This is a genomic window from Microbacterium sp. A93 (assembly GCF_051842835.1).
Genome location: NZ_JBPXMT010000003.1, coordinates 343,602 through 369,105 on the forward strand (window position 1 = coordinate 343,602; position 25,504 = coordinate 369,105).

General features: G+C 70.5%; 25 protein-coding genes. 13 read left to right on the forward strand and 12 right to left on the reverse strand.

Going from position 1 to position 25,504, the window contains the following annotated elements; all coding sequences use genetic code 11:
* Nucleotides 1–81: 81 nt before the first annotated feature.
* Together ACSU1G_RS09645 and ACSU1G_RS09650 are read right to left on the reverse strand one after the other, a co-directional pair.
* Nucleotides 82–1,320 carry an SPFH domain-containing protein gene (locus ACSU1G_RS09645; RefSeq protein ID WP_439279701.1) on the reverse strand — a complete coding sequence of 413 codons (1,239 nt, stop codon included), beginning with the start codon at nt 1,318–1,320 and terminating at the stop codon, nt 82–84.
* Nucleotides 1,321–1,402: 82 nt separating this feature from the next.
* On the reverse strand, nt 1,403–1,897 hold the full coding sequence (locus tag ACSU1G_RS09650; protein WP_439279702.1) for an NfeD family protein: 495 nt from the start codon (nt 1,895–1,897) through the stop codon (nt 1,403–1,405).
* A 79-nt stretch (nt 1,898–1,976) separates the two neighbouring features.
* Between ACSU1G_RS09650 and ACSU1G_RS09655 the strand changes: the two genes are divergently transcribed.
* Genes ACSU1G_RS09655 through ACSU1G_RS09680 form a run of 6 tightly spaced genes read left to right on the forward strand, consistent with a single transcriptional unit; the run spans nt 1,977 to nt 10,123 of the window.
* Nucleotides 1,977–4,118, forward strand: coding sequence for a S9 family peptidase (locus tag ACSU1G_RS09655; RefSeq protein WP_439279703.1), 2,142 nt, complete (start codon nt 1,977–1,979; stop codon nt 4,116–4,118).
* Between the two features lie 24 nt (nt 4,119–4,142).
* Complete coding sequence (locus ACSU1G_RS09660) at nt 4,143–6,266, forward strand: FAD-dependent oxidoreductase (protein WP_439279704.1); 2,124 nt, start codon at nt 4,143–4,145, stop codon at nt 6,264–6,266.
* Nucleotides 6,267–6,296: 30 nt separating this feature from the next.
* Nucleotides 6,297–6,887: a CG0192-related protein gene (locus ACSU1G_RS09665; RefSeq protein WP_439279705.1), complete on the forward strand. Its 591-nt coding sequence runs from the start codon at nt 6,297–6,299 to the stop codon at nt 6,885–6,887.
* A 41-nt stretch (nt 6,888–6,928) separates the two neighbouring features.
* Nucleotides 6,929–7,336, forward strand: a complete 408-nt coding sequence (locus ACSU1G_RS09670; RefSeq protein ID WP_439279706.1) for a helix-turn-helix transcriptional regulator — start codon at nt 6,929–6,931, stop codon at nt 7,334–7,336.
* Nucleotides 7,337–7,340: 4 nt separating this feature from the next.
* Nucleotides 7,341–7,751: a VOC family protein gene (locus ACSU1G_RS09675; protein ID WP_439279707.1), complete on the forward strand. Its 411-nt coding sequence runs from the start codon at nt 7,341–7,343 to the stop codon at nt 7,749–7,751.
* Nucleotides 7,748–10,123, forward strand: coding sequence for an ATP-binding cassette domain-containing protein (locus tag ACSU1G_RS09680; RefSeq protein WP_439279708.1), 2,376 nt, complete (start codon nt 7,748–7,750; stop codon nt 10,121–10,123). The genes ACSU1G_RS09675 and ACSU1G_RS09680 overlap by 4 nt, the downstream gene beginning before the upstream one ends.
* 13 nt (nt 10,124–10,136) lie before the next feature.
* On the opposite strand, the gene ACSU1G_RS09685 is transcribed toward ACSU1G_RS09680, so the two are convergent.
* The 4 genes from ACSU1G_RS09685 to ACSU1G_RS09700 all read right to left on the reverse strand — a co-directional run bounded on the left by ACSU1G_RS09685 (nt 10,137) and on the right by ACSU1G_RS09700 (nt 13,780).
* Nucleotides 10,137–10,397 (reverse strand): hypothetical protein, encoded by a 261-nt coding sequence (locus ACSU1G_RS09685; protein ID WP_439279709.1) that lies wholly within the window; start codon nt 10,395–10,397, stop codon nt 10,137–10,139.
* Between the two features lie 123 nt (nt 10,398–10,520).
* The gene (locus ACSU1G_RS09690) at nt 10,521–12,137 is read right to left on the reverse strand and encodes an ABC transporter permease (protein ID WP_439279710.1); all 1,617 of its coding nucleotides are present in this window, start codon (nt 12,135–12,137) and stop codon (nt 10,521–10,523) included.
* Entirely contained in the window at nt 12,134–13,135 is a 1,002-nt protein-coding gene (locus ACSU1G_RS09695; protein ID WP_439279711.1) for an ATP-binding cassette domain-containing protein, read from the reverse strand. Before ACSU1G_RS09695 ends, ACSU1G_RS09690 begins: the two co-directional genes overlap by 4 nt.
* 15 nt (nt 13,136–13,150) lie before the next feature.
* Complete coding sequence (locus ACSU1G_RS09700; RefSeq protein WP_439279712.1) at nt 13,151–13,780, reverse strand: TetR family transcriptional regulator; 630 nt, start codon at nt 13,778–13,780, stop codon at nt 13,151–13,153.
* Between the two features lie 238 nt (nt 13,781–14,018).
* Here ACSU1G_RS09700 and ACSU1G_RS09705 point away from each other — a divergent pair, with 238 nt between their 5' ends.
* Nucleotides 14,019–14,312, forward strand: coding sequence for a cytoplasmic protein (locus ACSU1G_RS09705; RefSeq protein ID WP_439279713.1), 294 nt, complete (start codon nt 14,019–14,021; stop codon nt 14,310–14,312).
* A 125-nt stretch (nt 14,313–14,437) separates the two neighbouring features.
* On the opposite strand, the gene ACSU1G_RS09710 is transcribed toward ACSU1G_RS09705, so the two are convergent.
* From ACSU1G_RS09710 to ACSU1G_RS09720, 3 genes are all read right to left on the reverse strand, one after another.
* Nucleotides 14,438–14,668, reverse strand: coding sequence for a hexameric tyrosine-coordinated heme protein (locus ACSU1G_RS09710; protein ID WP_439279714.1), 231 nt, complete (start codon nt 14,666–14,668; stop codon nt 14,438–14,440).
* Between the two features lie 40 nt (nt 14,669–14,708).
* Entirely contained in the window at nt 14,709–17,306 is a 2,598-nt protein-coding gene (locus ACSU1G_RS09715; protein ID WP_439279715.1) for a multicopper oxidase domain-containing protein, read from the reverse strand.
* 95 nt (nt 17,307–17,401) lie between these two features.
* Complete coding sequence (locus ACSU1G_RS09720; protein WP_439279716.1) at nt 17,402–17,674, reverse strand: DUF2249 domain-containing protein; 273 nt, start codon at nt 17,672–17,674, stop codon at nt 17,402–17,404.
* A gap of 80 nt (nt 17,675–17,754) precedes the next feature.
* Here ACSU1G_RS09720 and ACSU1G_RS09725 point away from each other — a divergent pair, with 80 nt between their 5' ends.
* Entirely contained in the window at nt 17,755–18,471 is a 717-nt protein-coding gene (locus ACSU1G_RS09725; RefSeq protein WP_439279717.1) for a helix-turn-helix transcriptional regulator, read from the forward strand.
* Between the two features lie 79 nt (nt 18,472–18,550).
* A complete protein-coding gene (locus ACSU1G_RS09730) occupies nt 18,551–19,798 on the forward strand; it encodes a CapA family protein (RefSeq protein ID WP_439279718.1) in 1,248 nt (415 codons plus the stop codon).
* Between the two features lie 21 nt (nt 19,799–19,819).
* On the opposite strand, the gene ACSU1G_RS09735 is transcribed toward ACSU1G_RS09730, so the two are convergent.
* Nucleotides 19,820–20,791 (reverse strand): aldo/keto reductase, encoded by a 972-nt coding sequence (locus ACSU1G_RS09735; protein ID WP_439279719.1) that lies wholly within the window; start codon nt 20,789–20,791, stop codon nt 19,820–19,822.
* 61 nt (nt 20,792–20,852) lie between these two features.
* Between ACSU1G_RS09735 and ACSU1G_RS09740 the strand changes: the two genes are divergently transcribed.
* Together ACSU1G_RS09740 and ACSU1G_RS09745 are read left to right on the forward strand one after the other, a co-directional pair.
* Nucleotides 20,853–21,860, forward strand: a complete 1,008-nt coding sequence (locus ACSU1G_RS09740; RefSeq protein WP_439279720.1) for an endonuclease/exonuclease/phosphatase family protein — start codon at nt 20,853–20,855, stop codon at nt 21,858–21,860.
* A 31-nt stretch (nt 21,861–21,891) separates the two neighbouring features.
* Entirely contained in the window at nt 21,892–23,325 is a 1,434-nt protein-coding gene (locus ACSU1G_RS09745) for an MBL fold metallo-hydrolase (RefSeq protein ID WP_439279721.1), read from the forward strand.
* A gap of 52 nt (nt 23,326–23,377) precedes the next feature.
* Here ACSU1G_RS09745 and ACSU1G_RS09750 read toward each other — a convergent pair whose 3' ends face one another.
* Nucleotides 23,378–23,968 carry a hypothetical protein gene (locus ACSU1G_RS09750; RefSeq protein WP_439279722.1) on the reverse strand — a complete coding sequence of 197 codons (591 nt, stop codon included), beginning with the start codon at nt 23,966–23,968 and terminating at the stop codon, nt 23,378–23,380.
* The gene (locus ACSU1G_RS09755; RefSeq protein WP_439279723.1) at nt 23,965–24,630 is read right to left on the reverse strand and encodes a hypothetical protein; all 666 of its coding nucleotides are present in this window, start codon (nt 24,628–24,630) and stop codon (nt 23,965–23,967) included. The genes ACSU1G_RS09750 and ACSU1G_RS09755 overlap by 4 nt, the downstream gene beginning before the upstream one ends.
* A 76-nt stretch (nt 24,631–24,706) precedes the next feature.
* Between ACSU1G_RS09755 and ACSU1G_RS09760 the strand changes: the two genes are divergently transcribed.
* Together ACSU1G_RS09760 and ACSU1G_RS09765 are read left to right on the forward strand one after the other, a co-directional pair.
* A complete protein-coding gene (locus ACSU1G_RS09760; RefSeq protein ID WP_439279724.1) occupies nt 24,707–25,141 on the forward strand; it encodes a DUF3054 domain-containing protein in 435 nt (144 codons plus the stop codon).
* Between the two features lie 54 nt (nt 25,142–25,195).
* A complete protein-coding gene (locus ACSU1G_RS09765; protein ID WP_439279725.1) occupies nt 25,196–25,486 on the forward strand; it encodes an Lrp/AsnC family transcriptional regulator in 291 nt (96 codons plus the stop codon).
* Nucleotides 25,487–25,504 lie beyond the last annotated feature (18 nt).

Consider the following 25,504-nt stretch of genomic DNA (forward strand, 5'->3'; position numbering starts at 1 on the left):
CAGTCTAGTGGGTCTACGGGGTCTGTGCTGTCCAACGCCCCGCCGGCGGGTTTTGTTCCCGCCGACGGGGCTGCCACGGCCTCACCGGTCCGTGGTCGGGTCCTGCTCGTGGTCCTGCTCGTGGTGCGGCGGCTGCGGGGTGAGCGGGGGATCCACCGTGGCGTCCAGGGCCCGCTTGGCGGTCGGCGAGTGCTCATCCTGGAGGATCGCCGGCGGGGCCAGCGCCTCCTCGAGGGGGGTGTCGGTGATCTTCGCGACGCTCTGTGCGGAGTTCTGCAGTTCCGCGGCAGTGGTGGGGAGGGGTTCCCGACGCCGGCGCCCACCGCCGGAGTCGGACTCACCGGGGGAACGGCCGTCCTGTCCGCTGTCCTGTCCACTGTCCTGTCCGCCGCCCTTCCCGGCGTCTTGCGGGCGGGGCGGTGAGAGCAGGTCGGCGATTCCGGCACCCTCGGAGCCGCCGCCGCCGAAGGCAGCACCCATGCGACCGATCGCATCGGTCAGCTCGGCCGGGATGACCCACATGGTGTTGGCGTCTCCCGCGGCGATCTTCGGCAGGGTCTCCAGGTACTTGTAGGCCAGCAGGTCCGGGTCCGGGCGTCCCTCGTGGATGGCCTCGAAGACCACGTGGATCGCCTCAGCCTCCGCATTCGCGCGCAGGATCTGGGACTGGGCGTCACCTTCCGCCTCGAGGATGGCGGCCTGGCGCTGGCCCTCGGCCGTGAGGATCTCGGCCTGCTTGGTGCCTTCCGCGGTGAGGATGGCGGCACGGCGGTCCCGCTCGGCGCGCATCTGCTTCTCCATGGAGTCCTGGATGGACAGGGGCGGGTCGATCGCCTTGAGCTCCACGCGGGAGACCCTCAGGCCCCATTTGCCGGTGGCCTCGTCCAGGACGCCGCGCAGCTGGTTGTTGATGGCGTCACGGCTGGTCAGGGCCTGTTCCAGGTTCATGCCGCCGACCACATTGCGGAGCGTGGTGGTGGTCAGCTGTTCCACGGCGTGGATGTAGTTGTTGATCTCGTAGGTGGCCGCCTTGGCGTCGTTGACCTGGAAGTACACCACGGTGTCGATGGAGACCACCAGGTTGTCCTCGGTGATCACCGGCTGTGGCGGGAAGGACACGACCTGCTCGCGCATGTCGATCAGGGGGCGCATCCGATCGATGAAGGGGATCATCAGAGTCAGTCCGGCACCCTTGGTCCCCTGATACTTGCCGAGACGTTCGATGATGCCCGTCCGGGCTTGGGGGACGATCCGGACGGCCCGGATCAGGATGATGGCCACGAGGACCGCGACGACTATGAGCACGATGAGGACTTCCACGCCGATGCTCCCTCCTGCGGCCCCGTTCGGACCGCCCTATCTGTCTGCTGATGCAGATGTCCTTCCGCAGCGGTTGCTGACGTCAGGTTCCTTCGGGTAGTCCGGCGCTGCCGGAATCCCAGTCGATGACGGTGCGGGGATGGATGATCAGGGTGGCTCCGTCCACCTCGTCGATTTCCGCCTCCTGGCCGGCGGGGATGGTCTGGCCGGTGGCTGAGCGGGCCGTCCAGGTCTCGCCGTCCATCTTGGCCAGACCCGCGGTGGCGCCGGTGTCCTCCAGGACCAGGACTGTGCGTCCGGGCAGCAGGTCCACGTTGGTCAGCTGCTCCGCCGAGCCCTTCTTCAGATGCCTCAGGGCGGTCGGCCGGACGGCGGCCAGCATGAGCAGGGAGACTCCGGAGAACATCACGATCTGCAGCCAGGCCTCCCCTCCCGCGAGGGAGGTGGCCAGCGCGGCCGCAGTCCCGGCCGCCAACATCAGGAAGACCAGGTCGAGGATCATGACCTCCACCACGGCGAACACCACGGTCAGGGTCAGCCACAGCAGCCAGAGGTTGTCACCCACCCATTCGAACACCGTGACCTCCTTGTCCGCTTGTCCGCCGTTACCCCCATCCTGCCTCCTCAACCCGGGATGGACAACGTAGGTTATGGACATGCGACCTGATCAGTTGGATCTCATCACCACCGTGGACGCCCCGGCCCTGGCCCCGGATGGCCGCCGGCTCGTGGTCGGCACGGCCCGGACGGACCTCGCCACGGACGGCTATACGGGACAGCTGTGGGTCGTGACCACGGACGGATCCGCCCCACCCCGCCGCCTGACCCGCGGATACCGGGACGCCGCGGCCCGCCTCTCACCGGATGGTTCGATGGTCGCCTTCCTACGCTCCCCGGCACCCGGAGGGGACCCGTCCGAGTCCTCCGCACCCCAGCTGGCCCTGATCCCGCTGGACGGGGGTGAGGCCCGCCTCCTCACGGACCGGCGCCTGGGGGTGGGCGGGTTCAACTGGTCACCCGATGCCCGCTGGATCGTCTTCGCCTCGGCCGACCCTGAGACCGGCCGCTACGGGACCGTCTCCGGTGTCGGCCCCGCCCAGGAGGATCCGCGCCGGGTGACCGGCCCGGACCACCGGATGGACGGGAGGGGCTACACGGCGGACCAGCCCTCCTGCCTCTTCGAGATCGAGGTGCCGGATCCGGACGGCGAACCGGTGTTCCCCGCGCGGGGCCGGATGGCCGATGCCGCAGGCCGGTCGCCACTGGTCCCTCCGGCGCGGCGGCTGACCGGCCGGGACCGGGAGTCCACCGACCCCGTCTACGCGGCGGACAGCCGCCACGTCTTCTTCACCACCACCCCGGCCACAGGCTTCGGCCGCGACCTACGCCGGGCCGTGGCCGTCGTCGAGTCCCGCGCGGACGAGACGACAGAGACGGCGGAGACGGCGGAGACGGCGGAGACGGCGGAGACGGCACAGGGCCAGACGCACGACGCCGGCCCCATCCGTCTCGTGGCCGGGGGCACCGCGGTGCCCTGCGGCTTCCACTCCCCGTGCGCCTCCCGCAACGGCGAGTGGCTGTACCTGCTCGGTGAGGAGCTGGGGGAGTCCGGCCTGGACTTCGTGGCCGCCAACGCCGCGGTCTTTGCCGTTCCGGCCCGTGCGGCGATGCATGAGGCGACCGTCGGGTGGGAGCGCCCCGCGCCGGCCGTGGTCCCGCGGCGGCTCACGGATCCGGAGACCATGGACTGTTCCGGCGGCCCGCTGCATCCTTCCGGCCAGGACAACGTGCTGGCCCTGGCCGAGGCCCGCGGTCAGACGGTGTTGGTCTGGATGTCCCACCACGGCCAGCCCGAGGTGCTCGTGGAGCAGCCGGGGGAGATCGTCGGGGCCTCCGAGGCCGGGGGGACGCTGACCGTCTCCTACACCACCGAGGACTCGCCGGGACGGGTGGGCGTCCAGCAACGCGGGGCCGGGCTCGTGGAGGTCTTCGACCCCAACCGGTCCTGGCTCGCCGAGCAGCGTCTCGCCGGCGGGCGGGAGCGTGAATACGGCCAGCCGTCCGTCCACGGCTGGGTGTTCGTGCCTCCGGGGCCCGGACCGCATCCCGTCATCCTGAACATCCACGGCGGCCCCTACGCCCAATACACGTGGTCCTGGTTCGATGAGACCCAGGTGCTGGTGGCCGCCGGATACGCCGTGGTGATGTGCAACCCCCGCGGCTCGAACGGGTACGGGGCGGCCCACGGCGCCGCCCTCCGAGGCCGGTTCGGGACCGTGGACCGCCAGGACATCCTGGGCTTCCTCGAGGGTGCTCTGGCCGAGTTCGGCCCGGCTGGGACCGGCGAGCTGGACGGGGACCGGCTCGGGGTCCAGGGCGGCTCCTACGGCGGCTTCATGACGGCGTGGATCACCGCCCACGACCACCGGTTCACGGCGGCGATCGTGGAGCGCGGGTACCTGGATCCCGTCTCGGCGCTGGGCTCCAGTGACATCGGCTGGTTCTTCAGCCCGCAGTACATGGGGTCCAGCCCCGAGGACCTGTACCGGCAGAGCCCCCTGCACCACGTGGACCAGGTGGACACGCCCACCCTCGTGATGCACTCCGAGCAGGACCTGCGGTGTCCCCTGGAGCACGCCCAGCGGTACTACCACGCCCTGTGGTCCCGTGGCGTGGAATCGGAGCTGGTGGTGTTCCCGGGCGAGGGCCACGAGTTGTCCCGCTCGGGGACCCCGTGGCACCGACGGGCCCGGTTCGAGCACATCCTGCGTTGGTGGGACCGGCACCTCGCCAGATAAGTTACCAGCCAGTAGCATTGATGCATGACCACACCCGTCGCCGCGCCCTCCGCGGACACGCCGTATCCGCACCTGTTCCGGCCCCTGACCGTGGCCGGGGTGACCCTGCCGAACCGCGTGGTCATGGGCTCCATGCACCTGGGCCTCGAGGACAGGCGGGCGGACACCCCGAAGCTGGCCGCCTTCTACGCCGAACGCGCCCGTGGGGGAGCGGGGCTCATCGTCACCGGCGGCTATGCGCCCAACCTCGTCGGGCGCCTCACCCCGTTCGCGGGCACCATGCGCTCCGCGCGTGACGCCCGTGCCCACCGGACCATCACCGACGCGGTGCACGCGGAGGGCGGGCGCATCGTGCTGCAGCTGCTGCATGCCGGGCGTTATGCCTACCACCCGTTGCAGGTCGGGGCCGGCCGGAGCCCCTCTCCGATCACCCCGTTCACCCCGCGGTCCCTGTCCACCCGGGCGGTCGAACGCACCGTGCAGGACTTCGTCCGCGCCGCCGGCTACGCCCGCCAGGCCGGCTACGACGGTGTGGAGATCATGGGCTCCGAGGGCTACCTCATCAACCAGTTCCTCTCCCCGAGGACCAACGGGCGCACGGACGCCTGGGGTGGCAGCCCGGCTGCGCGGCGTCGCTTCGCCACCGAGATCGTCCGCCGGATCCGGGCGGCGGCCGGCGAGGACTTCATCATCACCTTCCGGCTCTCCATGGTGGACCTCGTGCCCCAGGGCCAGACCCTGCAGGAGACCCTGGACCTGGCCCGCGAACTGGAGTCGGCCGGGGCCAGCCTGCTGAACACCGGCATCGGCTGGCATGAGGCGCGTGTGCCGACGATCGTCACCTCCGTGCCGCGTGCGGCCTTCGCCGACTTCACCCGGCGCGTGCGCGAGGTGGTGTCCATCCCGGTGGCCGCGTCCAACCGGATCAGCATGCCCCACTCGGCCGAGCAGGTCCTGGCCGAGGACCAGGCCGACCTGATCACCATGGCCCGCCCGTTCCTGGCCGACCCGGACTGGGTGGCCAAGGCCGCCGCGGCCGCACCCGAGCAGATCAACTCGTGCATCGGCTGCAACCAGGCGTGCCTGGACCACACCTTCCAGAACCGGCCCGCCTCCTGCCTCGTGAACCCGCGCGCCGGCCGCGAGACCGACCCGGACTTCCCACCGCTGCCGGACCGCCCCCTGCTGCCCCTGACCCCGACCTCGACCCCGACCGAGCCGGCAGCGCAGTCGGTGGCCGTCGTCGGCGCCGGCCCGGCGGGCCTGGCCGCCGCCACCCAGGCCGCGGCACGTGGCCATCACGTGGAGCTCTTCGAGGCCTCCGGTGCGATCGGCGGCCAGTTCCGGCTGGCCCGCCAGATCCCCGGCAAGGAGGAGTTCGCCGAGACCCTGCGCTACTTCGAGGCCCGGCTGGCCCAGACGGGCGTGATCCTCCACCTGGATCACCGGGTCACCGCCACGGAACTGCTCGACGGCGGCTACGACCGGATCCTGCTGGCCACCGGGGTGGTGCCGCGCGGGGTCGGGATACCGGGCGCGGACCGGGCCAACGTCCATGCCTACCCGGACGTGGTAAACGGGCGGGTGACGTGCGGCCCCCGGGTGGCCGTGATCGGGGCCGGGGGCATCGGATTCGACGTCTCCGAGCTGCTAACGGAGCCCCAGCACGCGGGGCGTGCGGGCCACGCAGACCACGGCGCCCAGCCCCTCGAATCGTGGCAGCGCCAGTGGGGGGTGGACCCCGGCTTCACCGATCGTGGCGGCCTCACCACACCGGAGACCGCACCCGCGGCCCGGACCGTCCACCTCGTCCAGCGCAAGACCACCAAGATGGGAGCCGGGCTGGGCAAAACCACGGGCTGGGTGCACCGGGCCACCCTCAAGGCCCGCGGGGTCGAGTTCATCACGGGCGCCCAGTACGTCCGGATCGACGATGCCGGCCTGCACCTGCGGATCGACGGCACCGACCGCGTGCTCGAGGTGGATGACGTGGTGGTGTGCGCCGGGCAGGTCTCCCAACGCGAACTGTACGAGACGTTGCAGGCCGCCGGGGCCGACGTCGTGCTGGTGGGCGGGGCCGATGTGGCGGCGGAGCTGGATGCCAAGCGGGCCATCGAGCAGGCCACACGGGTGGCCGCTGTGCTGTAGTCGGGCGGACCCCTGAGTAGACTGGGGGGTATGGCTACCGTCTACCAAGCAACCCTGGTGCCCTCCAAGATGGAGCTCCTGGAATCCTGGCTGGCCCAGCAGCCCTGGTCCGGGGAGGGCGAGCTGCTCAGGGTCGCCTCCTATCGTTATGACGATCCGGACGGCGAGGTCGGGGTGGAGGGCCATCTCGTCCGCCGTCAGGGCAGTGCGACCGTCCTGCACGTTCCGGTGGCCTACCGCGGCGCCCCGCTGGAGGGCGCTGAACCACACCTGATCGGCACCGTGGAACATTCCGTGCTCGGCCAGCGCTGGGTCTACGACGCCATGGCCGATCCGGTGGCCACCGCGTGTTTCCACCGGGCCCTGGACGGAAACCAGCAGCAGGCCGAGGTGCACCTCTACGAGGAGGACGGCCAGTACATCGGCCATGATGCCGACGAGGTGTCCGTGACCGTGCTCGGCCCGCTGCCGGAGGTGCCCGGCCGGGTCCAGGTCCACCGGGTGATCGCCGATCCGGACGCCCCCGGTCACGAAGAGCTGGACGGGGCGCGCCGGCTGTGGGCCACCTGGCTCGATGGCAGCGGCGTCATCTTCAGCCTGAACACGGACACCCCGGCCTGAGCCCGTCCGCGGTACCCCGGCCCATCCCACTGGAGGACCTGGTGCGCCTGCGCCGGGTCCGGGACCGGATCGACCGCGAGTACCGGCAGCCGCTGGACGTCCCCGCCCTGGCCGCGGGGGAGGCCCTGTCCGCCGGTCACCTGAGCCGGTTGTTCCGCCGGGCCTACGGCGAATCGCCCTATTCCTACCTGATGACCCGCCGGATCGAGCGGGCCATGTCCCTGCTGCGCGGCGGCGGGATGAGCGTGACCGAGGTGTGCTTCGAGGTCGGCAGCTCCTCCCTGGGCACCTTCAGCACCCGGTTCACCGAACTGGTGGGGATGCCGCCCAGCGTCTACCGGGAGCGCGCGGGCCGGGACCCGGACGGACTGCCCACCTGCGTGGTCCGGCACGCCACCCGACCGGTCAGGAATCAAGAAGCGCACGGACCGTCCCACGTTCTACGCTGAGTCCATGACCACCACCATCCACTCCAGTTTCCTGCCCCACCATGACCCCGAGGCCTCCCTGGCCTTCTACCGTGACCTGCTCGGCTTCGAGGTCCGCCTCGACGTCGGCCAGGGCACCATGCGCTGGATCACGGTCGGCCCGGCCGGCCAGCCGGACACCGCGATCGTGCTGACCCCGCCGGCGGTGGACCCCGGCATCACCGAGGCGGAACGTCAGTCGATCACCGAGATGATGGCCAAGGGCACCTATGCCGGCATCAACCTCGCCACGGATGACCTCGACGGCTTCTTCGAGACGGTCCAGGCCGGCGGCGCGGACGTGGTCCAGGAGCCGATCGAGCAACCCTACGGACTGCGTGATTGCGCCTTCCGGGATCCCGCCGGGAACATGGTCCGAGTCCAGGAGGCCCGGTGAACCCCGCCGACCTGCATGACACGATCCGCGTGGTCGGAGCACGGCAGAACAACCTCAAGGACGTCAGCATCGAGCTGCCCAAACGGCGGCTGACCGTCTTCACAGGGGTCTCCGGCTCGGGGAAGAGCTCCCTGGTGTTCGGCACCATTGCGGCGGAGTCGCAGCGGCTCATCAACGAGACCTACTCCTCGTTCGTCCAGGGGTTCATGCCGTCCATGGACCGGCCCGAGGTGGACGTGTTGGAGGGACTGACCACGGCGATCATCGTGGACCAGGAGCGGATGGGATCCGACCCACGGTCCACCCTCGGCACCGCCACGGACGTCAACGCGATGCTGCGGATCCTCTTCAGTCGAGCCGGGACGCCGCACATCGGCCCGCCCAACGCCTTCTCCTTCAACGTGCCCTCCGTCTCGGCCTCGGGCGCCATCACGGTGCAGCGCGGCGGCAAGACGATCGCGGAGAAGGCCACCTTCAACCGACTCGGCGGCATGTGCCCGCACTGCGAGGGGCGAGGCTCCGTCACGGACTTCGACCTCACGGCCCTGTTCGATGAGGAGAAGTCCCTCAACGAGGGGGCACTCACGGTGCCCGGGTATTCCATGGACGGCTGGTACGGGCGGATCTTCGCCGGCTCCGGCTACTTCGACATGGACCAGCCGATCAAGAGGTTCACCAAGAAGCAGAAGCACGATCTGCTCTACCGCGAGGCCACCAAGATCAAGGTCGAGGGGATCAACCTCACCTACCTCGGGCTCATCCCGCAGATCCAGAAGTCCATGCTGGCCAAGGACCGGGACGCCATGCAGCCGCACATCCGCCGCTTCGTGGACCAGGCCATCACCTTCACCACCTGCCCGGACTGTGAGGGCTCCCGGCTCGCGGCCGAGGCGCGCTCGGTCACGATCCAGGGCAGGGGCGGGGCCAGGAACATCGCGGAGTTGTGCGCCCTGCAGATCTCGGACCTCGCCGACTGGCTGAAGGAGCTGGAGATCCCGGAGGTCGGACCGTTGCTGGACAACCTCACCGAGACCCTGGATTCCTTCGTGGACATCGGCCTGGGCTACCTCAGCCTCGACCGCCCCGCCGGCACCCTCTCCGGCGGCGAGGCCCAGCGCACCAAGATGATCCGCCACCTCGGCTCCTCCCTGACGGACGTGACCTACGTCTTCGACGAGCCCACGATCGGCCTGCACCCGCATGACATCCAGAAGATGAACCAGCTGCTGCGCCAGCTGCGGGACAAGGGCAACACGGTGCTGGTGGTGGAGCACAAGCCGGAGACCATCCAGATCGCCGACCATGTGGTGGACCTGGGCCCGCGGGCCGGGACCGACGGCGGCCAGATCACCTACCAGGGCGACCTCGCCGGCCTGCGCGCCTCGGACACCCTCACCGGCCATCACCTCGACGACCGCGCGCGCCTCAAGGACACGGTGCGTGAGGCCACCGGGCAGCTCGAGATCCGCCGCGCGGAGACCAACAACCTGCAGGGCATCGACGTCGACCTCCCGCTGGGTGTCCTGGTGGCCGTGACCGGCGTGGCCGGCTCCGGCAAGAGCTCCCTGATCCACGGCTCGGTGGCCGGGCGCGAGGGGGTCGTGGTGGTGGACCAGGGCGCCATCAAAGGCTCCCGCCGGTCCAACCCGGCAACCTACACCGGGCTGCTGGAGCCCGTCCGCAAGGCCTTCGCCAAGGCCAACGGGGTCAAGCCGGCCCTGTTCAGCGCGAACTCCGAGGGCGCCTGCCCCACCTGCAAGGGCGCCGGGATGATTTACACCGAACTCGGGTTCATGTCCACGGTGGCCTCCACGTGCCAGGACTGCGACGGCCTGCGCTATCAGTCCGCCGTCCTCGAGTACACCTTCGGGGAGAAGAACATTGCCGAGGTGCTGGCGTTCTCCGTGGCCCAGGCCGTGGACTTCTTCTCGGACGGCGAGGCCCGGCTTCCCGCCGCCCACAAGATCCTGGTGCGCCTGGCCGACGTCGGGCTCGGATACCTGAAGCTGGGCCAGCCCCTCACCACCCTCTCCGGCGGTGAACGGCAGCGCCTGAAACTGGCGAACGAGATGGGCGCGGCGGGGGAGGTCTACATCCTGGACGAGCCGACCACCGGCCTACACCTGGCGGACGTGGAGAACCTGCTGGGACTGCTGGACCGGCTCGTGGACTCGGGCAAGACCGTCATGGTGATCGAGCACCACCAGGCGGTGATGGCCCACGCGGACTGGATCGTGGACCTGGGGCCGGGGGCCGGGCACGACGGCGGCCGGGTGGTCTTCGAGGGTACGCCGGCCGAGTTGGTGGCCGGGGTGGGCAGCACGGGGGAGACCCTGACCGGCCGGCACCTGGCTACATACATCGGCGCCTGACCAGGAGCGGACCTCAGCGGGCCCTGGCGCTGCGGCGACATTCTTCGCCACGAAGCGGACCGCCGAGTGCAGCGCTGACATAGCAGAGGTCCCCGACACCGGCGGACAGGGGAAGCAGTCCCCAGATGATGCTGGCCTTCCCTGCCACCGTGCTGCGGCGGCGCAGTCCGATCAGGAGGAACACCGAACCCGCCATGATGCGGAAGACCCGCCCTGGCGGGCTGTTGATCCAGGTGCCGAAGGCGGACGAGTTGAAATCGAATGCAGCACTCACCGGTGACCTCCCTTAACCCTGGGCGAAGGAGCACCCTCAGTATGTACCCGGATCCGGACGGACATGCAGGGGCGATCGGCGCACGATGCTCAGGATTCCTCGTGGCGGATGAGCACTAGACGGCTACCGCGAGGCGATGTCCCGGCGCCCGTAGCCGAGGACCCCGACGATGGCCAGCACCACGGCGATCCCGGTCATCACCAGCAGGGGTGCCGCCTGCGCGGCTGAGAGCCCCGCGGCCGGCAGGGCGGGGACGTGACTGAAGGGCGAGAGGTCCAGGGCCCACGCGGGCAGCTGCAGCAATCCGCCGAGGAACAGGGCCAGCGCGATCCACACCACGGCTGCCCAGGCCAGCACGGTCAGCCGGGGGAGCAGCCCGAACAGGGCCATGGCCACCGCGGCCACCAGCAGCAGCGCGGGGAGGTAGGCCGCGGCGGCCCCGGTCATCTCGCCGATCCAGCGGCCCTGCCCGGTGCCGGCCCAGACGCCCAGGCCCACGCCCACCCCGCCGATCAGGGTGAGGACCACCAGCTGGACGGCCACGGTGGCCGACCACCCCGCCAGCTGCCCTGCACGTGAGCGGCCCGAGACGACGAGCAGCTCGGACCGCCCGGAGGACTCCTCGGCCTGGAGCGTGAGGACGCCCGAGACGCCGATGATCAACGGGGCGATCATCACAAAGGACAGGATCACCCCGGCGAACTCGGCAGTGAGGTCGGTGCCCTCCAGGGCCATCCACTGGGCCAGTTCCGGGTTCTCCTCGAGCATGCCGTCCAGGGAGTCGGCCAGGGAGCCCATGGCCACCGCGAAGAAGAGGATGCCGATGGACCAGGCGATCACGGAGCCGCGTAGGAGCCGCGCCGCCAGGCCGGCGGGGGAGCGGAGGAAACCGGCCGCCGTCGCCGATCCACCGGTGGCCGGGCGCAGTCCGGCGCCGAGGTCTCGACGGTGGGCCAAAGCAGCCGCCAGGGCGAAGACCACGAGGGTCACGGCAAGACTGACCGCCAGCGGCCACCACCGCAACTCGACGAACAGCCTCGTCTGCTGCGCCCAGGCGAAGGGCGAGAACCAGGACAGCCACGATCCCGTGGGGTGGATGACGTCCCCGACACCCCGGACCAGGTAGGCCACGGCCAGCGCGCCCATCGCCATCCCCGTGGCCGAGCGGGCATGTTCGGTCAGTTGGGCGGCCACGGTGGCCAGCGCCGCGAAGACCAGGCCGGTGAGTGCCGTGCCCGCTCCGAGCGCGAGGCAGCTGGCCGCGTCGAGATCCTTGTGACCGACCGCGAGCAGTCCCGCCGTGGTGGCGGCACCCACCAGCAGGCAGGCGAGGGCCACGGTGGATGCGGCTGCGGCGGAGGGGGCGAAGCGGCCCACCGGCCGGGCCCGGACCATCTCGAGCCGGCCGGATTCCTCCTCGGCGCGGGTGTGGCGCACGGCCAGGAGGATGGCCATGATGCCCGCGGTGAGGAACACGTACAGGCTCAGCTCGTTGGCGACCATGGCGCCGAAGGTGTAGTCATCCGCGGCGAAGGCGGGACCGGTCATCATCAGGGTGGCCGGATTCTTCAGCAGTGCGCCGCGGGCCTGGACCGACTCCGGGGTGGGGAAGGCCTCGACCAGCGAGTACACCGAGCCGTAGACGCCCAGTCCGACGGCCAGGGTCCAGATCAGGATCCGGGTCCGGTCCAGCCGGAGGTTCAGCCGGAGCAGGGCTCCGGTGCCGGTGAAGGGACTCATGGCGCGTCCACCCGGTCGCCGTAGTGGCGCAGGAAGAGGTCCTCCAGGGACGGCGGTGCGATCGTGAGGTTCTGCACCCCGGTCTGGGCGAGCTTCCCGAGGACGTCCGTCAGGTGCTGGTGGTCCACGTCGAAGCGCAGCCGGTGGCCGTCGACGGTGAGGTCGTGCACGCCCGGAAGGCCCGCCCAACCGGACTGATCCGCGGCACCGGACGGGCCGGCGTCGGGCCTCTGTTCGGTGGGCCTCTGTTCCAGGGTGGCGCTGACGGTGGACCGGGTGAGGTGACGCATCTCGGCGAGCGTGCCGCTCTCGACGCTCCGGCCGGCGCGGATGATGGTGACGGTGTCACAGAGCTTCTCCACCTCGGCCAGGATGTGGCTGGAGAGCAGGACGGTCTTCCCGCCTTGGCGGAGCGTCCGGATCTCGTCCGTGAAGACCGCCTCCATCAGCGGGTCCAGACCGGAGGTCGGCTCGTCGAGGACGAACAGTTCCGCATCAGAGGCGAGGGCGGCGACGAGTGCCACCTTCTGGCGGTTGCCCTTGGAGTAGGTGCGGGCCTTCTTGCTCGGGTCCAGCTCGAAGCGCTCCAAGAGTTCGTCCCGCCGGGCCCGGTGGCCTGCGCGATGCCTGCCACGGCCCGTCCCGCCCAGGCGGGCCAGGATGTCGATGGCCTCACCCCCGGTCAGGTTCGGCCACAGGCTGGTGTCCCCGGGGACGTAGGCCAGCCGCCGGTGGACGGCCACCTGCTCGGACCAGGCATCGCGGCCCAGTACCCGGGCGGATCCGGAGTCGGCCCGGAGCATGCCGAGGAACACCCTGATGGCGGTGGACTTGCCGGAACCGTTCGGGCCGAGGAATCCGGTGACCTGCCCGGTGGGGACGGAGAGGTCGAGGCCGTCCAGGGCCCGGGTGGTGCCGAAGGTCTTGACGAGGTCCCGGGCCTCGATGGCGAGGGTGTCCGGGGCGGGAGGGTGGGAGCTCGGGTGGGGCGTGGTCATGGCGTGGTCCTTGGGTCAGGACGCCAGATAGGCGTCCAGGAGTGAGGAGTCCGTGAGCAGGGGCTCGGTGAAGAGTTCGAGGGTGGGCAGCAGGATCCGTTCTGTGTAGGCCGTGAACCACCCGGGCAGTGCGTCCAGGTCGAGCGGGTCCCTGCCGGCGGGCAGGTTCAGCAGGAGCGAGCCGAGGGCGAAGTCGGTGAGCAGCCGGGCCCGCGCCGCCTCGTCGCGGCTGGGGGAGAGGGTGCCCGCTGCCACCCCCTGGTCGAGGTACTCGACGGCGTCCGCGACCATGCCCTCGATCAGGTGGGCGGTGAGGACCCCGCCCGCCTGCAGGCAGCGCAGCACATAGCCCACGAGGGGCGCGTAGCCCTCGAGCTGCGCCAGGTGGGCCAACATCGCCGAGGGCGCACCGGTCGGTGCCATCAGCTCGGACTTGCCGTCCCGGATGACGGCCTGGACGTGGTCGTCGCAGGCCTGGCGCAGCCCGGCCCGGGAGCCGAAATGATGCATGATCAGCCCCGCACTGACCCCGGCGTCCGCGGCGATGGATCGGACCGTGGCCTCCAGCCCATCCTGCGCGAACCGCAGGATCGCGGCATCGCGGAGACGGGCCTTGGTGGTCTGGTCATCGGTCCTTGAACGCATGTTCAAAAGACTAAACGAGTGTTCAAACAGCGGTCAAGGGTGATCACGCGGGGTGATCACGCGGGGTGATCACGCGGGGTGATCACGCGGGGTGGTCAGCGGGGTGGTCAGCGGGGTGATCAAGCGGAGTGATCAAGCGGAGTGGTCAGGGGCGGTGGATTGACCGCGCTGGAAGCCTTGCGTCCGCGGCCAGCCGGGCCTACCTTTTTCCCACCCAGCGATCCACATCGGAGATGTCATGGAACAGGATCCAACCGTCACGGATGGCGACCTCTACGCCGTCGTGTTCGAGAACGAGCGGGTCAGGGTGCTCGAGTACCGGGACACACCTGGCGCCATCACGCACGAGCACCACCACGGTGACAGCGTGATGATCACGTTGAGTGACTTCGAGCGGGAGATCACCGTGGGCGGGACCGTCCACCCGGTGTCACTGGGCGCGCATCGGGCGCAGTGGCTTCCGGCGCAGAACCACATCGGACACAACGTGGGGTCCAGTGACACCCATGTGATGTTCGTGGAGTTGAAGTAGGCAGGAAGCAGGCGGAAGACCCCTCTTCCGGACCCGACCAGGAACGCCGATAACCCACATTATGTCAAGTAGAGGCGATCCGGCTGCAGCGGACTCGACTGAAGCATGATGGGGCCTACCGGGATTCAGCCGCGCCAGTAGTTGTTCGCCGCGGCCACGGTGGCGAACTCGATCGCCACCACGTGTCCGGCGGCCGTCAGCGAGTCGGCGTCGGTGGCGTACGCCGGTCGTAAGGTCTTGCGGACGTTCTCGTCTGGCTGGATCGCACCGATGGTCTTGCGGGCCAGCATGATCGCCAGTTCGCGACCCTCTTCAGGCGTCGGGGTGATCAGCGAGTTGTTCGGCACGAGGGCCATGGTGTCCTCCGAATCAGTGGGCGTAGCCCGAGCATAGGCATCATGGTGTGACCTCAACCACCCCGTGGGCCCCCTTCTCCGCATCGGACATCACATGCGAGACCACCGGATAATGGCCGGCCTCGGGAAAGACCAACTCCACGAAGCCGCCCTGGCCCGGCTGCAGCGCCAGGGCCTGGGCACCGTTTCCGGTGTGGCCGAAGGCGTCCTCGCCCCGGTCGAGGTGATACGCGCCCTCCAGGTAGGTGGTGTCGAACTGTCCCCCCACCACGTGCAGGCTCGAGGCCTCGTTCGGTCCGGCGTTGAGCATCCAGAACCGGACCCGCTCCCCCACCCGTGCGGTCAACGGGGACGCGTCGTACTGGTTGGCGATCCCGTTGAACACCACCCGGTCCGGGGTCTGTGCCAGCACCTTGGTCGCCTCGACCTCGGTGGCCTCGTCTGCCGCACCGGCATCGTTGCCGAGGTACAGCTCAGACTGGACCAGCACGTAACTGCGGTCCACCTCGTCCAGACCCTCCGGCTCGATGACCACGGCACCGTGCATGCCGGCGGCGATGTGGGCGCTCATGGGCTCGGTGGCACAGTGGTACATCCAGACCCCCGCCCGTTCGGCGGTGAACCGGTACTCCAGGCTCTGCCCGGGCTGGATGGTCCGCATCGGCCCGTCCGGCGCCAGCGCCCCGGCGTGGAAGTCCACCGAGTGTCCGATCGTGCCGTCATTGACCAGGGTCACCTCGAACACGTCCCCGACCCGCCCGTGCAGGGTCGGCCCCACGTTCCCGCCGTTGAAGGTCCACCGCGTCTGCCACTGGCCAGGGGCCACCTCGAGCGGGACCTCGGTGACCGTCAGCGTGACCTCGTGCACCCGGGCCTCACCGAGCGGCTCCAGGACCGGGTCCACGTGGTCTACCAGCTCCGCCCCGGGTCGGGGCGGGATGAACGGTGCCGGAGACTGGCCCTCCGCATGCCCGTGCCCCTCGCTGCCGGCCGCCGCGCCGCCGTCGACGTCCACAGCGAAGGTCATGCCCATCGCGGCATGCCCGGCGATGGTGCACAGCCCCTCCAGCGGACCGGACACCACCCCCACGTCCAGTTCGGCCGCCTCCCCCGGCGCCAGTCGCGGGGTACGCTCACCGCCCACGGAGAGGTCGTGGGTGTTGGTGGCATCGTCATTCGTGACGGTGAGCACCAGACGGTCGCCCGCCCGGACGGAGACCCGGTTCGGGAAGAACGCCATGTCATGCGCGGAGATGTCCACGTGCACGGTCTCGCCCGTCGGTTGGACTCTCGCGCCCGTCCCCGCCTCCTCCCCCGCGCTCACCGAGCCACCCGTGGTGTTCAGACCCACCGCGGTGGGGTCCAGACCGATCCCGGTGGCCACGGCCAGGATCAGGACGGCCGCACCTGCCAGCAGCTGCCGGGCGGACCAGAGCCGCGGGAGCTCCCGCCGCACCGGCGGCGTCCCTGCCGCCGTGTCCCGCCGGGCCTTCAGGCTCGCCCGGATGGCTGCGACCAACAGCGGGATGAAGACCGCCAGCCCCACGAGTATCACCGCCGACACGGTCACCCGCACCCAGCTGGGCACGGGCAGCAGGTACAGCGCCAAACCGCCGTTGACGACCACCACTCGCACCGTCGCAGCGCGGTTGAGGACGTCCAGCGCGGCGCGCACAGCCTTCGGGCCGCCCCCGAGCACGGTGGGCACCAGGTGGCTCAAGGCCCCGAGGAGCAGCTGCGCCGCGAAGCCGGCGGCGAACACGCTGGAGACCGGGGCGTAGCCGGCACCGAGGCTCTCCCAGTCCTGGCCGAAAGCCAGCAACCAGCCGACCCAGCTGATCCCCACCACGCCCCACACGAGGGCGCAGCCCACCGAGGCCGCGGAGAACTCCCTCGGGGGTTTGGCCCGTAGCGGCCGGATCAGGGCGCGGGCCCACCACAACAGTCCCAGCAGATAGACGAACAGTCCGGTCAACGCCACCGACCGCAACCCCGTGAGTCCGCCGGTCACGAGGACCGCCAGCCCGGTCAGCAACACCGGCAGGGCCTGACCGGCCAGCCGCGCCGCCCGGTCATCCATGCGGGTGCGCAACAGGGTGGGCCAGAACGTCACCAGGGTGCCCGTCACGGTGAGCCCGACCCAGCCGAGCAGGTTGAGCATCGAATGGGATAGCAACAACTGGCTGTGCCAGGGATCGGCGGGCCCCCGCCCCAACAGCACCCCGAGAGTCGCCCCCGCCGCCAGGCAGACCGCGGCGGCCACGTAGTAGTGGATGGTGACCCGGAACCGGGCGGTCAGGGAGTCCCGCAGCATCCGCCAGAGCGCCGCCCCGTGCCAGAGGACGGCGCCTACGGCCACGGCGGCCCCGGTGAGGACCAGCCACCACCAGCCCGAGGGGTACCCGATGAGGACCATCAGGGTGCCACCCATCAGCGCCGCGAGGCGGGTGTTCTGTGCCGTCAGGTGCGCCGCCCGGAGGGGTGCCTTCAACAGGGCCTGGGCAAAGTACATGCTCCAGACCAGGATCGAATGCCCGAGCGCTCCGAGCAGGACCAGATGGACGAGCAGCCATCCGGAGGACGGCACGGAGCGGTGGACCAGAGCCACCACCACGGCGGCCACCAGCCACAGGAGCACGGGATAGTCGCGCCAGGGTGAGCGGCGGCGGGCCGGGCTTCGGACGGTGACCGGAGGCGGCTGAGGAGGTTGAGGCGGTTGAGGCGACTGACCGGTCACGGCGCGGTCTTGGTCAACCGGACCCGCACCTCCTGCGGCTGCTTTGACTCGTAGCCCACCGAGACCGAGTCACCGAACCGTTGGTTCATCTGCTTCAACAGCGGCAGCGGGTCATGGGGTGCGACCAGCACCATGGATTTCCCGGGCTTCAACTGGTCCAGGGCACCGAGTACTGCTCCGTGACGGATGGCATGCGGGATGGTCCGCGCGTCCAGGACGACGTCCTCGCCGGCCTCGGTGAGCGGAAGTTCTTTCTTCAGCGGGTCCATCGGGTCTCCTTGGCAGTGCGGATCAGCAGACCCGACCATTTTATCCAGATTGCTTCGTGTTTAATAAGTAGACTGGATTCATGACGTCCACCGATGGTCCGGCACCGCTCCCCCGGCCCCATCCGCTCAGCCGGGCTCGGCTCCGGGTCCTGAGGCTGGTGGACGGCTCCGGGACCGAGGGACTCACGGTGGCTGCCATCGCCGGGCGGCTCGGCGTCCACGCGAACTCGGTGCGCCACCACCTGACGGCACTGGAGTCCGAAGCCCTGGTGCAGTCAACCTCTGAGGTGACCCGGCGGCGCGGACGGCCGTCCCTGAACTACCACGCGACGCCGGCCGGTCGGCAGGCGGTGGCCGGCCCCGACGGGGCAGTCTCCCCCGAGCTGACCTCCGCCCTGCTGGTGACGGCCGGGTCCCATCCGGAGTTCCGCCAGCAGGTGGGCGAGGAATGGGGGCGGCGCATCGCCGGCCCCGCACCCGGGCCGGTGATGGGCCGGACCTCGACCCGGAACACCCTGCGATCCGCCCTGGGGCGGGTCATGAGCGACCACGGGTTCGCCGCGGTCGAGCGCCGAGAGGACCTCGAACTGCGCACCTGCCCCCTGCTCGAACAGGCCCGGGAGGACCCGGCCTCGGTCTGCGGTCTGCATGCCTCGATGCTGCAAGGCATCCTGGACGCCTGGGGAGCACGGGGCGAGGCGCGACTGGAGCCCTTCGCACTCCTCGGCGGTTGCCGCGTCAGCCTGCAGGACGCGGGGCCCGGGCGCCAGGAGGATGAGGAGTCACCACGGCGTTGACGCGCCAGGCGCCGACCCGCCGCCTGCCTCGTGGATCCATGTCCCGCGTCCCGGGCACCGGATGACGCACGATGGACCCATGCCCCGTCTCTCGGCCCCGGCCCTGCCCCATCCCGCCGTCCGGTGGACCGCACGGTCCGCAATCGCGGCCGGCGTGTTGATGGTCAGCGGATGCGGCGTCGAGACCTCCGCCCCCGACTCCCAGCCGTCCTCCGCCGGTTCCCAGCCGTCCTCCCCCAGTGCTGAACCACGGGGACCGCGTGAGTTCACCGTGAACGTCTCGGGGGATCTGCTCTGGCACGACGATCTCTGGGACAGCGCCCGGATGGATGCCGCCACCGCCGGCCAGACCGGTGCGGATGCCCTGGACTTCGACCCCCAGCTGGCCTCCATCAGGGAGTATGTCTCCTCCGCTGACCTGGCCATCTGCCACGCGGAGGTGCCGTACGCCGAGGAAGGCGGGCCGTACGGCTCCTACCCCCTCTTCGCCGCACCCCCGCAGATCGCAGCCACTCTCGCGCAGACCGGCTTCGATGTGTGCACCACGGCGTCCAACCACACCCTCGACGCCGGCTGGGACGGTCTGGTGCGCAGCCTCGACGTCCACGAGTCGGCCGGGATCAAGACGGTCGGCAGCTATCGCAGCCAGCAGGACGCCGAGGAGTCGTTCCTGCAGACCGTGGAAACAGAAGCCGGGCCGGTGACCGTGGGCATCGTCTCCCAGACGTTCAGCCTGAATGGCGTGCCCGTGCCGGCGGACCGCGAGTGGTCCGTCGGGATGTTGGATGCCGGCCGTGCCGTGGAGCAGGCGAGGCAGGCACGGGAGGCCGGGGCCGACGTCGTGCTCGTCCATCTGCACGCGGGCGACGAATACCAGACGGAACCCAATGCCGAGCAACTCGCGTTCGTGGAGGAGGTGACGGCCTCCGGCGAGGCAGACCTGGTCTTCGGCCAGCACGCCCACTGGGTCCAGCCGGCGGACCGCGTCAACGACACCTGGGTCGTCTACGGGGCCGGGAATCTGATGGCACACCACGAGCTCGGGCGGCCGGGGACCTACGAGGGCGCGCTGTTCCAGTTCACCTTCACCGAGATCGGCGGCAGCGCCGCGGATACCGCCGGGGACTTCGAGGTCAGCGACGCCGAGTACGCACCGACCCTGATCACCCCGCACCACGGCGGACAACCGGCCCGCCTCCTGCTCATCCCCGCCGAGCGGGCGGACCACCCCGAGCTCGCCGCCACGATGGACGCCGCCGCGGAGCGCACCCGCGAGGCGGTCTACCGCCACGGGGTCGAGGGTCTGCGCGAGGTCGGCAGCCCGTAGCCGGACCGGCCCCGTGTCGATTCAGGCGAACGGCTGGGAGGCGCCGTCCAGGGCCCGCACCTCCGACTCGGTCAGCTCGAGGGAGCCGGCCGCCACCAGGGCGTCCAGCTGGTCGGGCCGGGAGGCGGAGGCGATCGGGGCGGTGACGCCCCGGGCCAACTGCCAGGCCAACGCCACCGAGGCCGGCTCCACGCCGCGGGCCTCAGCCACCCGCACCAACTCGTCCACCAGGGCGAAGCCCGCCTCGGTGGCATAACCGCCGGCCATGCGCTCGCGGGCCGCGCCCTCCAGGTCTGCCGCGGTGCGGTACTTGCCGGTGAGGAATCCGGAGGCCAGGGCGAAGTACGGGAACGTGGCAGCGCCGAACTCACGGGCGATCGGCAGGTAGGACTGCTCGAAGTCCTTGCGGTGCGCCAGGTTGTATTGGGGCTGGATCGCGGCCGGCACGGCCAGGCCGTGGGCGGTGGCGTACTCGAACCAGGTGCGCATGCGCTCGGGCGAGTAGTTGGACAGGGCGATGTGGCGGACCCTGCCGGACGCCACCAGTCCGTCATAGGTCCTGGCCTGCTCCTCGATGGAGACGTCCTCATCGTCATAGTGGCTGTAGAAGACGTCCACGTAATCGGTCTTCAGGCGCTGCAGTGAGGCGTCCAGCACAGCCAGGACGGACTCGTGCTGCTGGTTGTCGTACGGGGCCAGGCCACCCATCTTGGTGGCCAGGACCACCTGGTGACGGTTGCCGCGGGCGGCGATCCACTCCCCCAGGACCTTCTCGGAGTCGCCACCGGTGCCGTCACCGGCCCAGACGGCGTAGAGATCCGCGGTGTCGATGAAGGTGCCGCCGGCCTCCAGGAAGGCGTCCAGCACCGCGAAGGAGGCCTCCCGATCCGAGGTCCAGCCGAAGGTGTTGCCGCCGAGCACGAGGGGGATGGTCTGGTACGCGGTATCGCCCAGGGTGATCGTGGTCACCTGGAGCGTGTTCTGGGAGGTCATCCACTCACCCTAACCGCCGTGGTGGACCGGGGGCGTCCCGGGCATTGTTAGGCTGAGGAGCGTGCCCGATCGAGCGAACCCCGACCCCGGTACCCTCACCATCACCACCTTCAACGTCCTCCACGACGATCAGGACCGCACCGGCCGCGCCCTGACAGCCGCCGCCGGACTGAACGCCTCGGCACCGGATCTGGTGCTCCTGCAGGAACTGCCCTTTGAGCACGGTCGTTCCTCCGCCTATCTGGACACCCTGACGGCCGCCACCGGGCTGGCTGTGGCCCAGGCGGCCCCCCTCACCGCGCCGAGACCACACACCACCGACCGCTCCGGGCTGGGCATCCTACACGGGCCGTCCCTCGTCCTGGAGGAGGCCGGAACCCTGCCGCCGGTCCCCGGGTTCGAGGACTACCTGCCGGTCCCCCAGGGCAGCTGGGCCGTGTTCGCCGAGGCGCCGTCCGACCCCGCCCAGCCCGGCACCGCCCAGTCCGGCCCTGCCGATCAGGTGCGGCAGGCACCCGGCCGGGCGGTCGCCGTCGTGAACCTGCACGGGGTCTGGGGCGGGGACCGCGCCTACGAGCGCGAGCAACAGATGCTGCATGCCGTTCGCTGGGCCGAGAGCCTCCGGCAACGGTTGGCGGACCGCGAACCGTTACTCGTGCTGGGCGGTGACCTGAACACCGTCCCGGAATCCTCGGTGATCCGCTACCTCACCGGCCTGCAGCCCCTGGGCTCCGCCGGGACCTACTGGGTGGACGCCTGGGAGCACGCCGGAGACGGCACGGCCGGGCACACCACCTCGGCGGACTCCGCCTGGTTCCTGGAGACAGCCCGGGGCGTGGGCATCCAGCGTCCCGAGTCCGTTCCCCCACGGCGCATCGACTACCTGTTCATCCGGGACTGGGTCTACGGACGCCGCGGTGAGCCCCTGGCCACCCGGGTGGACCTCACCGGCACCGGCCACACCGGCCGGCATGCCTCGGACCACTTCGCCGTCACCACCGAGGTGGACACCGGTCACCACCAACCGACCGCACTCCGGACCTCCTCAGCCACCCGCACCCTGAACTAATCTGGTAGCCGTCCCCCTCTAGGAGCGCGCCATGTTGTTGGAACGGATCTACGACCACGACCTCGCTCAGGCCAGTTACCTGATCGGCTGCCAGGCGGCCGGACAGGCGATCGTGGTGGACCCCCGCCGGGACATCCAGGTCTACTTGGACCTCGCCGCGCGGAACTCGATGAGCATCACCGCCGTCACGGAGACTCACATCCACGCCGACTTCCTCTCCGGGTCCCGGGAACTCGCCGCCGCCACCGGGGCCACCCTGTCCGTCTCCGCCGAGGGCGGTGCCGACTGGCAGTACGCCTTCGAGGCTGAGCGGCTCTCCGACGGTGACACCATCACCGTGGGGAACCTCACCCTGACGGCCCTGCACACCCCCGGCCACACCCCGGAGCATCTGTCCTACCTCGTCACCGACGGCGCCGTGACGGACCAGCCGGGCTACCTGCTCTCGGGTGATTTCGTCTTTTCGGGTGACCTGGGACGCCCGGATCTGCTGGACGAGGCGGCGGGCGGTGTGGACACCCGGTATGAGGGGGCTCGCCAGCTGTATGGCTCCCTGCGGGACGTCTTCCTGCGCCTGCCGGACCACCTCCAGGTGTTCCCGGGCCACGGGGCGGGGTCCGCGTGTGGCAAGGCGCTGGGTTCCCTGCCCTCGACCTCCGTGGGCTACGAACGCCTGTACTCCTGGTGGGGACCGTATCTGGCGCTGGGGGACGAACAGGGGTTCATCCGTGAGTTGCTGGACGGCCAGCCCGACGCCCCCGCCTACTTCGGCCGGATGAAGCACCAGAACCGGCAGGGCCCGGCGGTGCTCGGTGCCCGTGGGCCACTGGCTGAGATGGACGCCACCACCGTGGCCGCCGGCGTCGAGGACGGCTCCCTCGTGCTGATGGACACCCGCCCGGTGGAGGCCGTCCACTCCGGAAGCGTGCCCCGGTCCCTGTCCCTGCCGAACCCCGGCAAGGCCGCCAGCCACGGGGCCTGGGCCTATGATCCGGAGCGCGATTCCACGCCGATCGTCCTGCTGGCCGCAGACGCGGAACAGGCCGGCGACTACTGGGACCACCTCATCCGCGTGGGGTTGGACCGGGTGGTCGGCTACCTCCCCTCGATCGAGGGGCTCCCGGCCGTCACCCCGGCCGTCGTCTCCCCCGCCGAGCTCGCCTCCACGGACCGCGTGCTGCTGCTGGACGTCCGTGGTCGGGGCGAACACGCCGCCGGGCATATCGCCGGCTCCCGGCAGCTCAACGCCGGCCGTGTCCTGTGGAACCAGGACTCGCTCCCCCGCGAGGGGACCATCGTCACGTACTGCCAGACGGGGGTCCGCAATTCGGTGGCCTCCTCCGCCCTGCGCCGCGCCGGCTTCACGGTCACCGAGCTGGACGGCTCGTATGCCGGCTGGCGCCGCTGGCAGGAGGGACAGGGGCACGACGCCGGCCACTCGGCCGCCGCGTCCGGCGTCGCCTGAGCCCGTTCTCACCTCGGGTCAACGGCCTACGCCCGAGGCCATGGCCATGGCCTCAGGCCAGCAGGACGGCCACGCCGACGCAGGCGCAGGCCCACAGTTGGCTGGAGAACGTGCCGAGGATGAACCGCTCGGCAGCGCCGGACTTGCCCAGCTCCGCGTACCGCCCCAAGGCCTTGACGGCCAGGATGATCGCGAGCCCCTCCGGCCAGCCCATGATCAACGTGGAGGCGACGGCCAACCGTTCCAGCACACCGATCCAGGCGCCGCCCCGCAGCACGGGCTGGGCCTCGAGCTCCTCGTTGAAGATCTTCTGCCCGTCCGGACCGGTCAGCACCCGCTGATGCTCGGGGTGTGAGGCGTTGAAGGAGAGCTGGAGGATCGCCGTGGTCGGTGCGCCGCCGCCCGCCGTGGCGGCCACCACCGCCAGCGGACCGACCAGGACCCACCCCGCGCCACCACCGGAGGCCTCGGCCAGTGCCGCCGCCGTGCCGAGCAGCAGCAACTGGATCACCGCTGAGGTGTAGAGGATCGACTGCGGGTGCCCGGCCGTCCCCCGGAACCGCTGGGAGAACTGCGGCACCCCCAGCACGCCTGCCAGCAGGAGCAGGAGCAGGACCATGGCGAGGCCCGCCGGTTCCATCATGCCTGCCCCCTCGGTTCCGTTTTCTGGTCTTCCCCCGCGACCAGCCGGTCGACGCGCTCCAGCATGCCCGACACCACGGACGCCAGACGCCGGGATTCACCCCACAGTCCACTGCGCAACCGGGAGCTGATGGCCTGCTGGCTCACCCCCAGCTCCTCCGCGGCCTCGCGCTGGGTCTTGCCGGCGTCCACCCACCGCCCGGCCTCCTGGCCTTCCGCGCTGCGCCGGAACTCGAGTTCGGCGAGCAGCTGCAGACTGGCCTCGGTGGCCTCCAACAGCTCCCCCACGTGGTTCACGTCCGGGCCCTCCGCCGGCACCTGGCCGGCCACGGCCACGCGCCCGGGCGAGTGCTTGGCCCGCTCCACGGCCTCGCGGGCGTGTTCGAAGGCCGGCCCCGCCCCGGCGCGCGTCTCGGCCGGCAGGGGAAGCCGTACGGGCCCCACCCCGATGCCCACGCTCCAGTGCCCGGAGCGGGCCGCCGAGAGGGCGATGCCCACGGCGGTGTCCGCGTGTTCCACCACGCCCTGGACCTCGTCCCCCGCCGTCCGCTGGAAGGGGCGGAGGATCCCATGGGCCGACGGCACATTCAGACCCTCGACGAGCGCCGCCACCCGGTCGGGGCCGCCACTGGAGGCCCGCTGGTCCATCGTCATCACGAACATTCCACAAGCCTAAGCCATTGTTCACTGACCCACAAGGTCAGAACGTTGTTCTTTGAGATGGAGGTAGGCTGGGCAGATGCCGTCCTCCCCCGCGCCACACGTTGTCTCCCCCACCTCCTCCGCCGCCCGATCGTCGGGACCGTGGATCGGAGGGGCGGTGGACGTCCTGCTGATCATCCTCTTCACCGCGCTCGGACGGCGCACCCACGAGTCGGGGATGGACCTCGGCGGCCTCCTGCTGACCGCACTGCCGTTCCTGGCCGCCTGGGCCGTGGCCACCGCGCTCACCCGCCCGCACCGCACCTGGGCCAGGGTCTGGCCTGCCGGCGTCGTGGTGTGGCTGGTGACCGTGGTCGGCGGGCTCCTGCTCCGGGTCGCCCTGGGAGATTCCGCGGCCCTATCCTTCCAACTGGTGACGGCTGGCGTCCTGGGTGTCTTCCTGCTCGGACGGCGGGGCGTCACAGCGCTGATCCTGCGATGGCGGCGCGGACGGCCGCCGCAGCAGTCATAGGATGGCCACAGCCCCTCCACCGCACCACCCACCGAGCCCACAGGAGGTTCCCCCATGGTGACCGCATTCGTGATGATCAAGACCGACCCGAACCGTATCCCGGAATGCGCCGAGCAGCTGGCGGACCTGGACGGAGTGACCTCCGTGTACTCGGTGACGGGCAACTGGGACCTGGTCGCCATGGTGCGGCTGCGCCAGTACGACGACCTGGCCGATGTCATCGCCGATCAGATGTCCAAGGTGGACGGCATCCGGGACACCGAGACGATGCTGGCCTTCCGCGCCTACTCGCGGCATGACCTCGAAGAGGGGTTCGCCCTCGGGTTCGAGAACATCGAGCAGTGATCGAGCAGTAGCCGCGGC

Excerpts from the sequence above, each read along its gene's own strand:
- ACSU1G_RS09690 (WP_439279710.1), bottom strand. The coding sequence starts at position 12,137 with ATGAGTCCCTTCACCGGCACCGGAGCCCTGCTCCGGCTGAACCTCCGG.
- ACSU1G_RS09730 (WP_439279718.1), top strand. The coding sequence starts at position 18,551 with ATGCCCCGTCTCTCGGCCCCGGCCCTGCCCCATCCCGCCGTCCGGTGG.
- ACSU1G_RS09660 (WP_439279704.1), top strand. The coding sequence starts at position 4,143 with ATGACCACACCCGTCGCCGCGCCCTCCGCGGACACGCCGTATCCGCAC.
- ACSU1G_RS09745 (WP_439279721.1), top strand. The coding sequence starts at position 21,892 with ATGTTGTTGGAACGGATCTACGACCACGACCTCGCTCAGGCCAGTTAC.
- ACSU1G_RS09725 (WP_439279717.1), top strand. The coding sequence starts at position 17,755 with ATGACGTCCACCGATGGTCCGGCACCGCTCCCCCGGCCCCATCCGCTC.
- ACSU1G_RS09765 (WP_439279725.1), top strand. The coding sequence starts at position 25,196 with ATGGTGACCGCATTCGTGATGATCAAGACCGACCCGAACCGTATCCCG.
- ACSU1G_RS09705 (WP_439279713.1), top strand. The coding sequence starts at position 14,019 with ATGGAACAGGATCCAACCGTCACGGATGGCGACCTCTACGCCGTCGTG.
- ACSU1G_RS09655 (WP_439279703.1), top strand. The coding sequence starts at position 1,977 with ATGCGACCTGATCAGTTGGATCTCATCACCACCGTGGACGCCCCGGCC.
- ACSU1G_RS09695 (WP_439279711.1), bottom strand. The coding sequence starts at position 13,135 with ATGACCACGCCCCACCCGAGCTCCCACCCTCCCGCCCCGGACACCCTC.
- ACSU1G_RS09760 (WP_439279724.1), top strand. The coding sequence starts at position 24,707 with ATGCCGTCCTCCCCCGCGCCACACGTTGTCTCCCCCACCTCCTCCGCC.
- ACSU1G_RS09735 (WP_439279719.1), bottom strand. The coding sequence starts at position 20,791 with ATGACCTCCCAGAACACGCTCCAGGTGACCACGATCACCCTGGGCGAT.
- ACSU1G_RS09750 (WP_439279722.1), bottom strand. The coding sequence starts at position 23,968 with ATGATGGAACCGGCGGGCCTCGCCATGGTCCTGCTCCTGCTCCTGCTG.
- ACSU1G_RS09665 (WP_439279705.1), top strand. The coding sequence starts at position 6,297 with ATGGCTACCGTCTACCAAGCAACCCTGGTGCCCTCCAAGATGGAGCTC.
- ACSU1G_RS09675 (WP_439279707.1), top strand. The coding sequence starts at position 7,341 with ATGACCACCACCATCCACTCCAGTTTCCTGCCCCACCATGACCCCGAG.
- ACSU1G_RS09720 (WP_439279716.1), bottom strand. The coding sequence starts at position 17,674 with ATGGACCCGCTGAAGAAAGAACTTCCGCTCACCGAGGCCGGCGAGGAC.
- ACSU1G_RS09700 (WP_439279712.1), bottom strand. The coding sequence starts at position 13,780 with ATGCGTTCAAGGACCGATGACCAGACCACCAAGGCCCGTCTCCGCGAT.
- ACSU1G_RS09755 (WP_439279723.1), bottom strand. The coding sequence starts at position 24,630 with ATGTTCGTGATGACGATGGACCAGCGGGCCTCCAGTGGCGGCCCCGAC.
- ACSU1G_RS09710 (WP_439279714.1), bottom strand. The coding sequence starts at position 14,668 with ATGGCCCTCGTGCCGAACAACTCGCTGATCACCCCGACGCCTGAAGAG.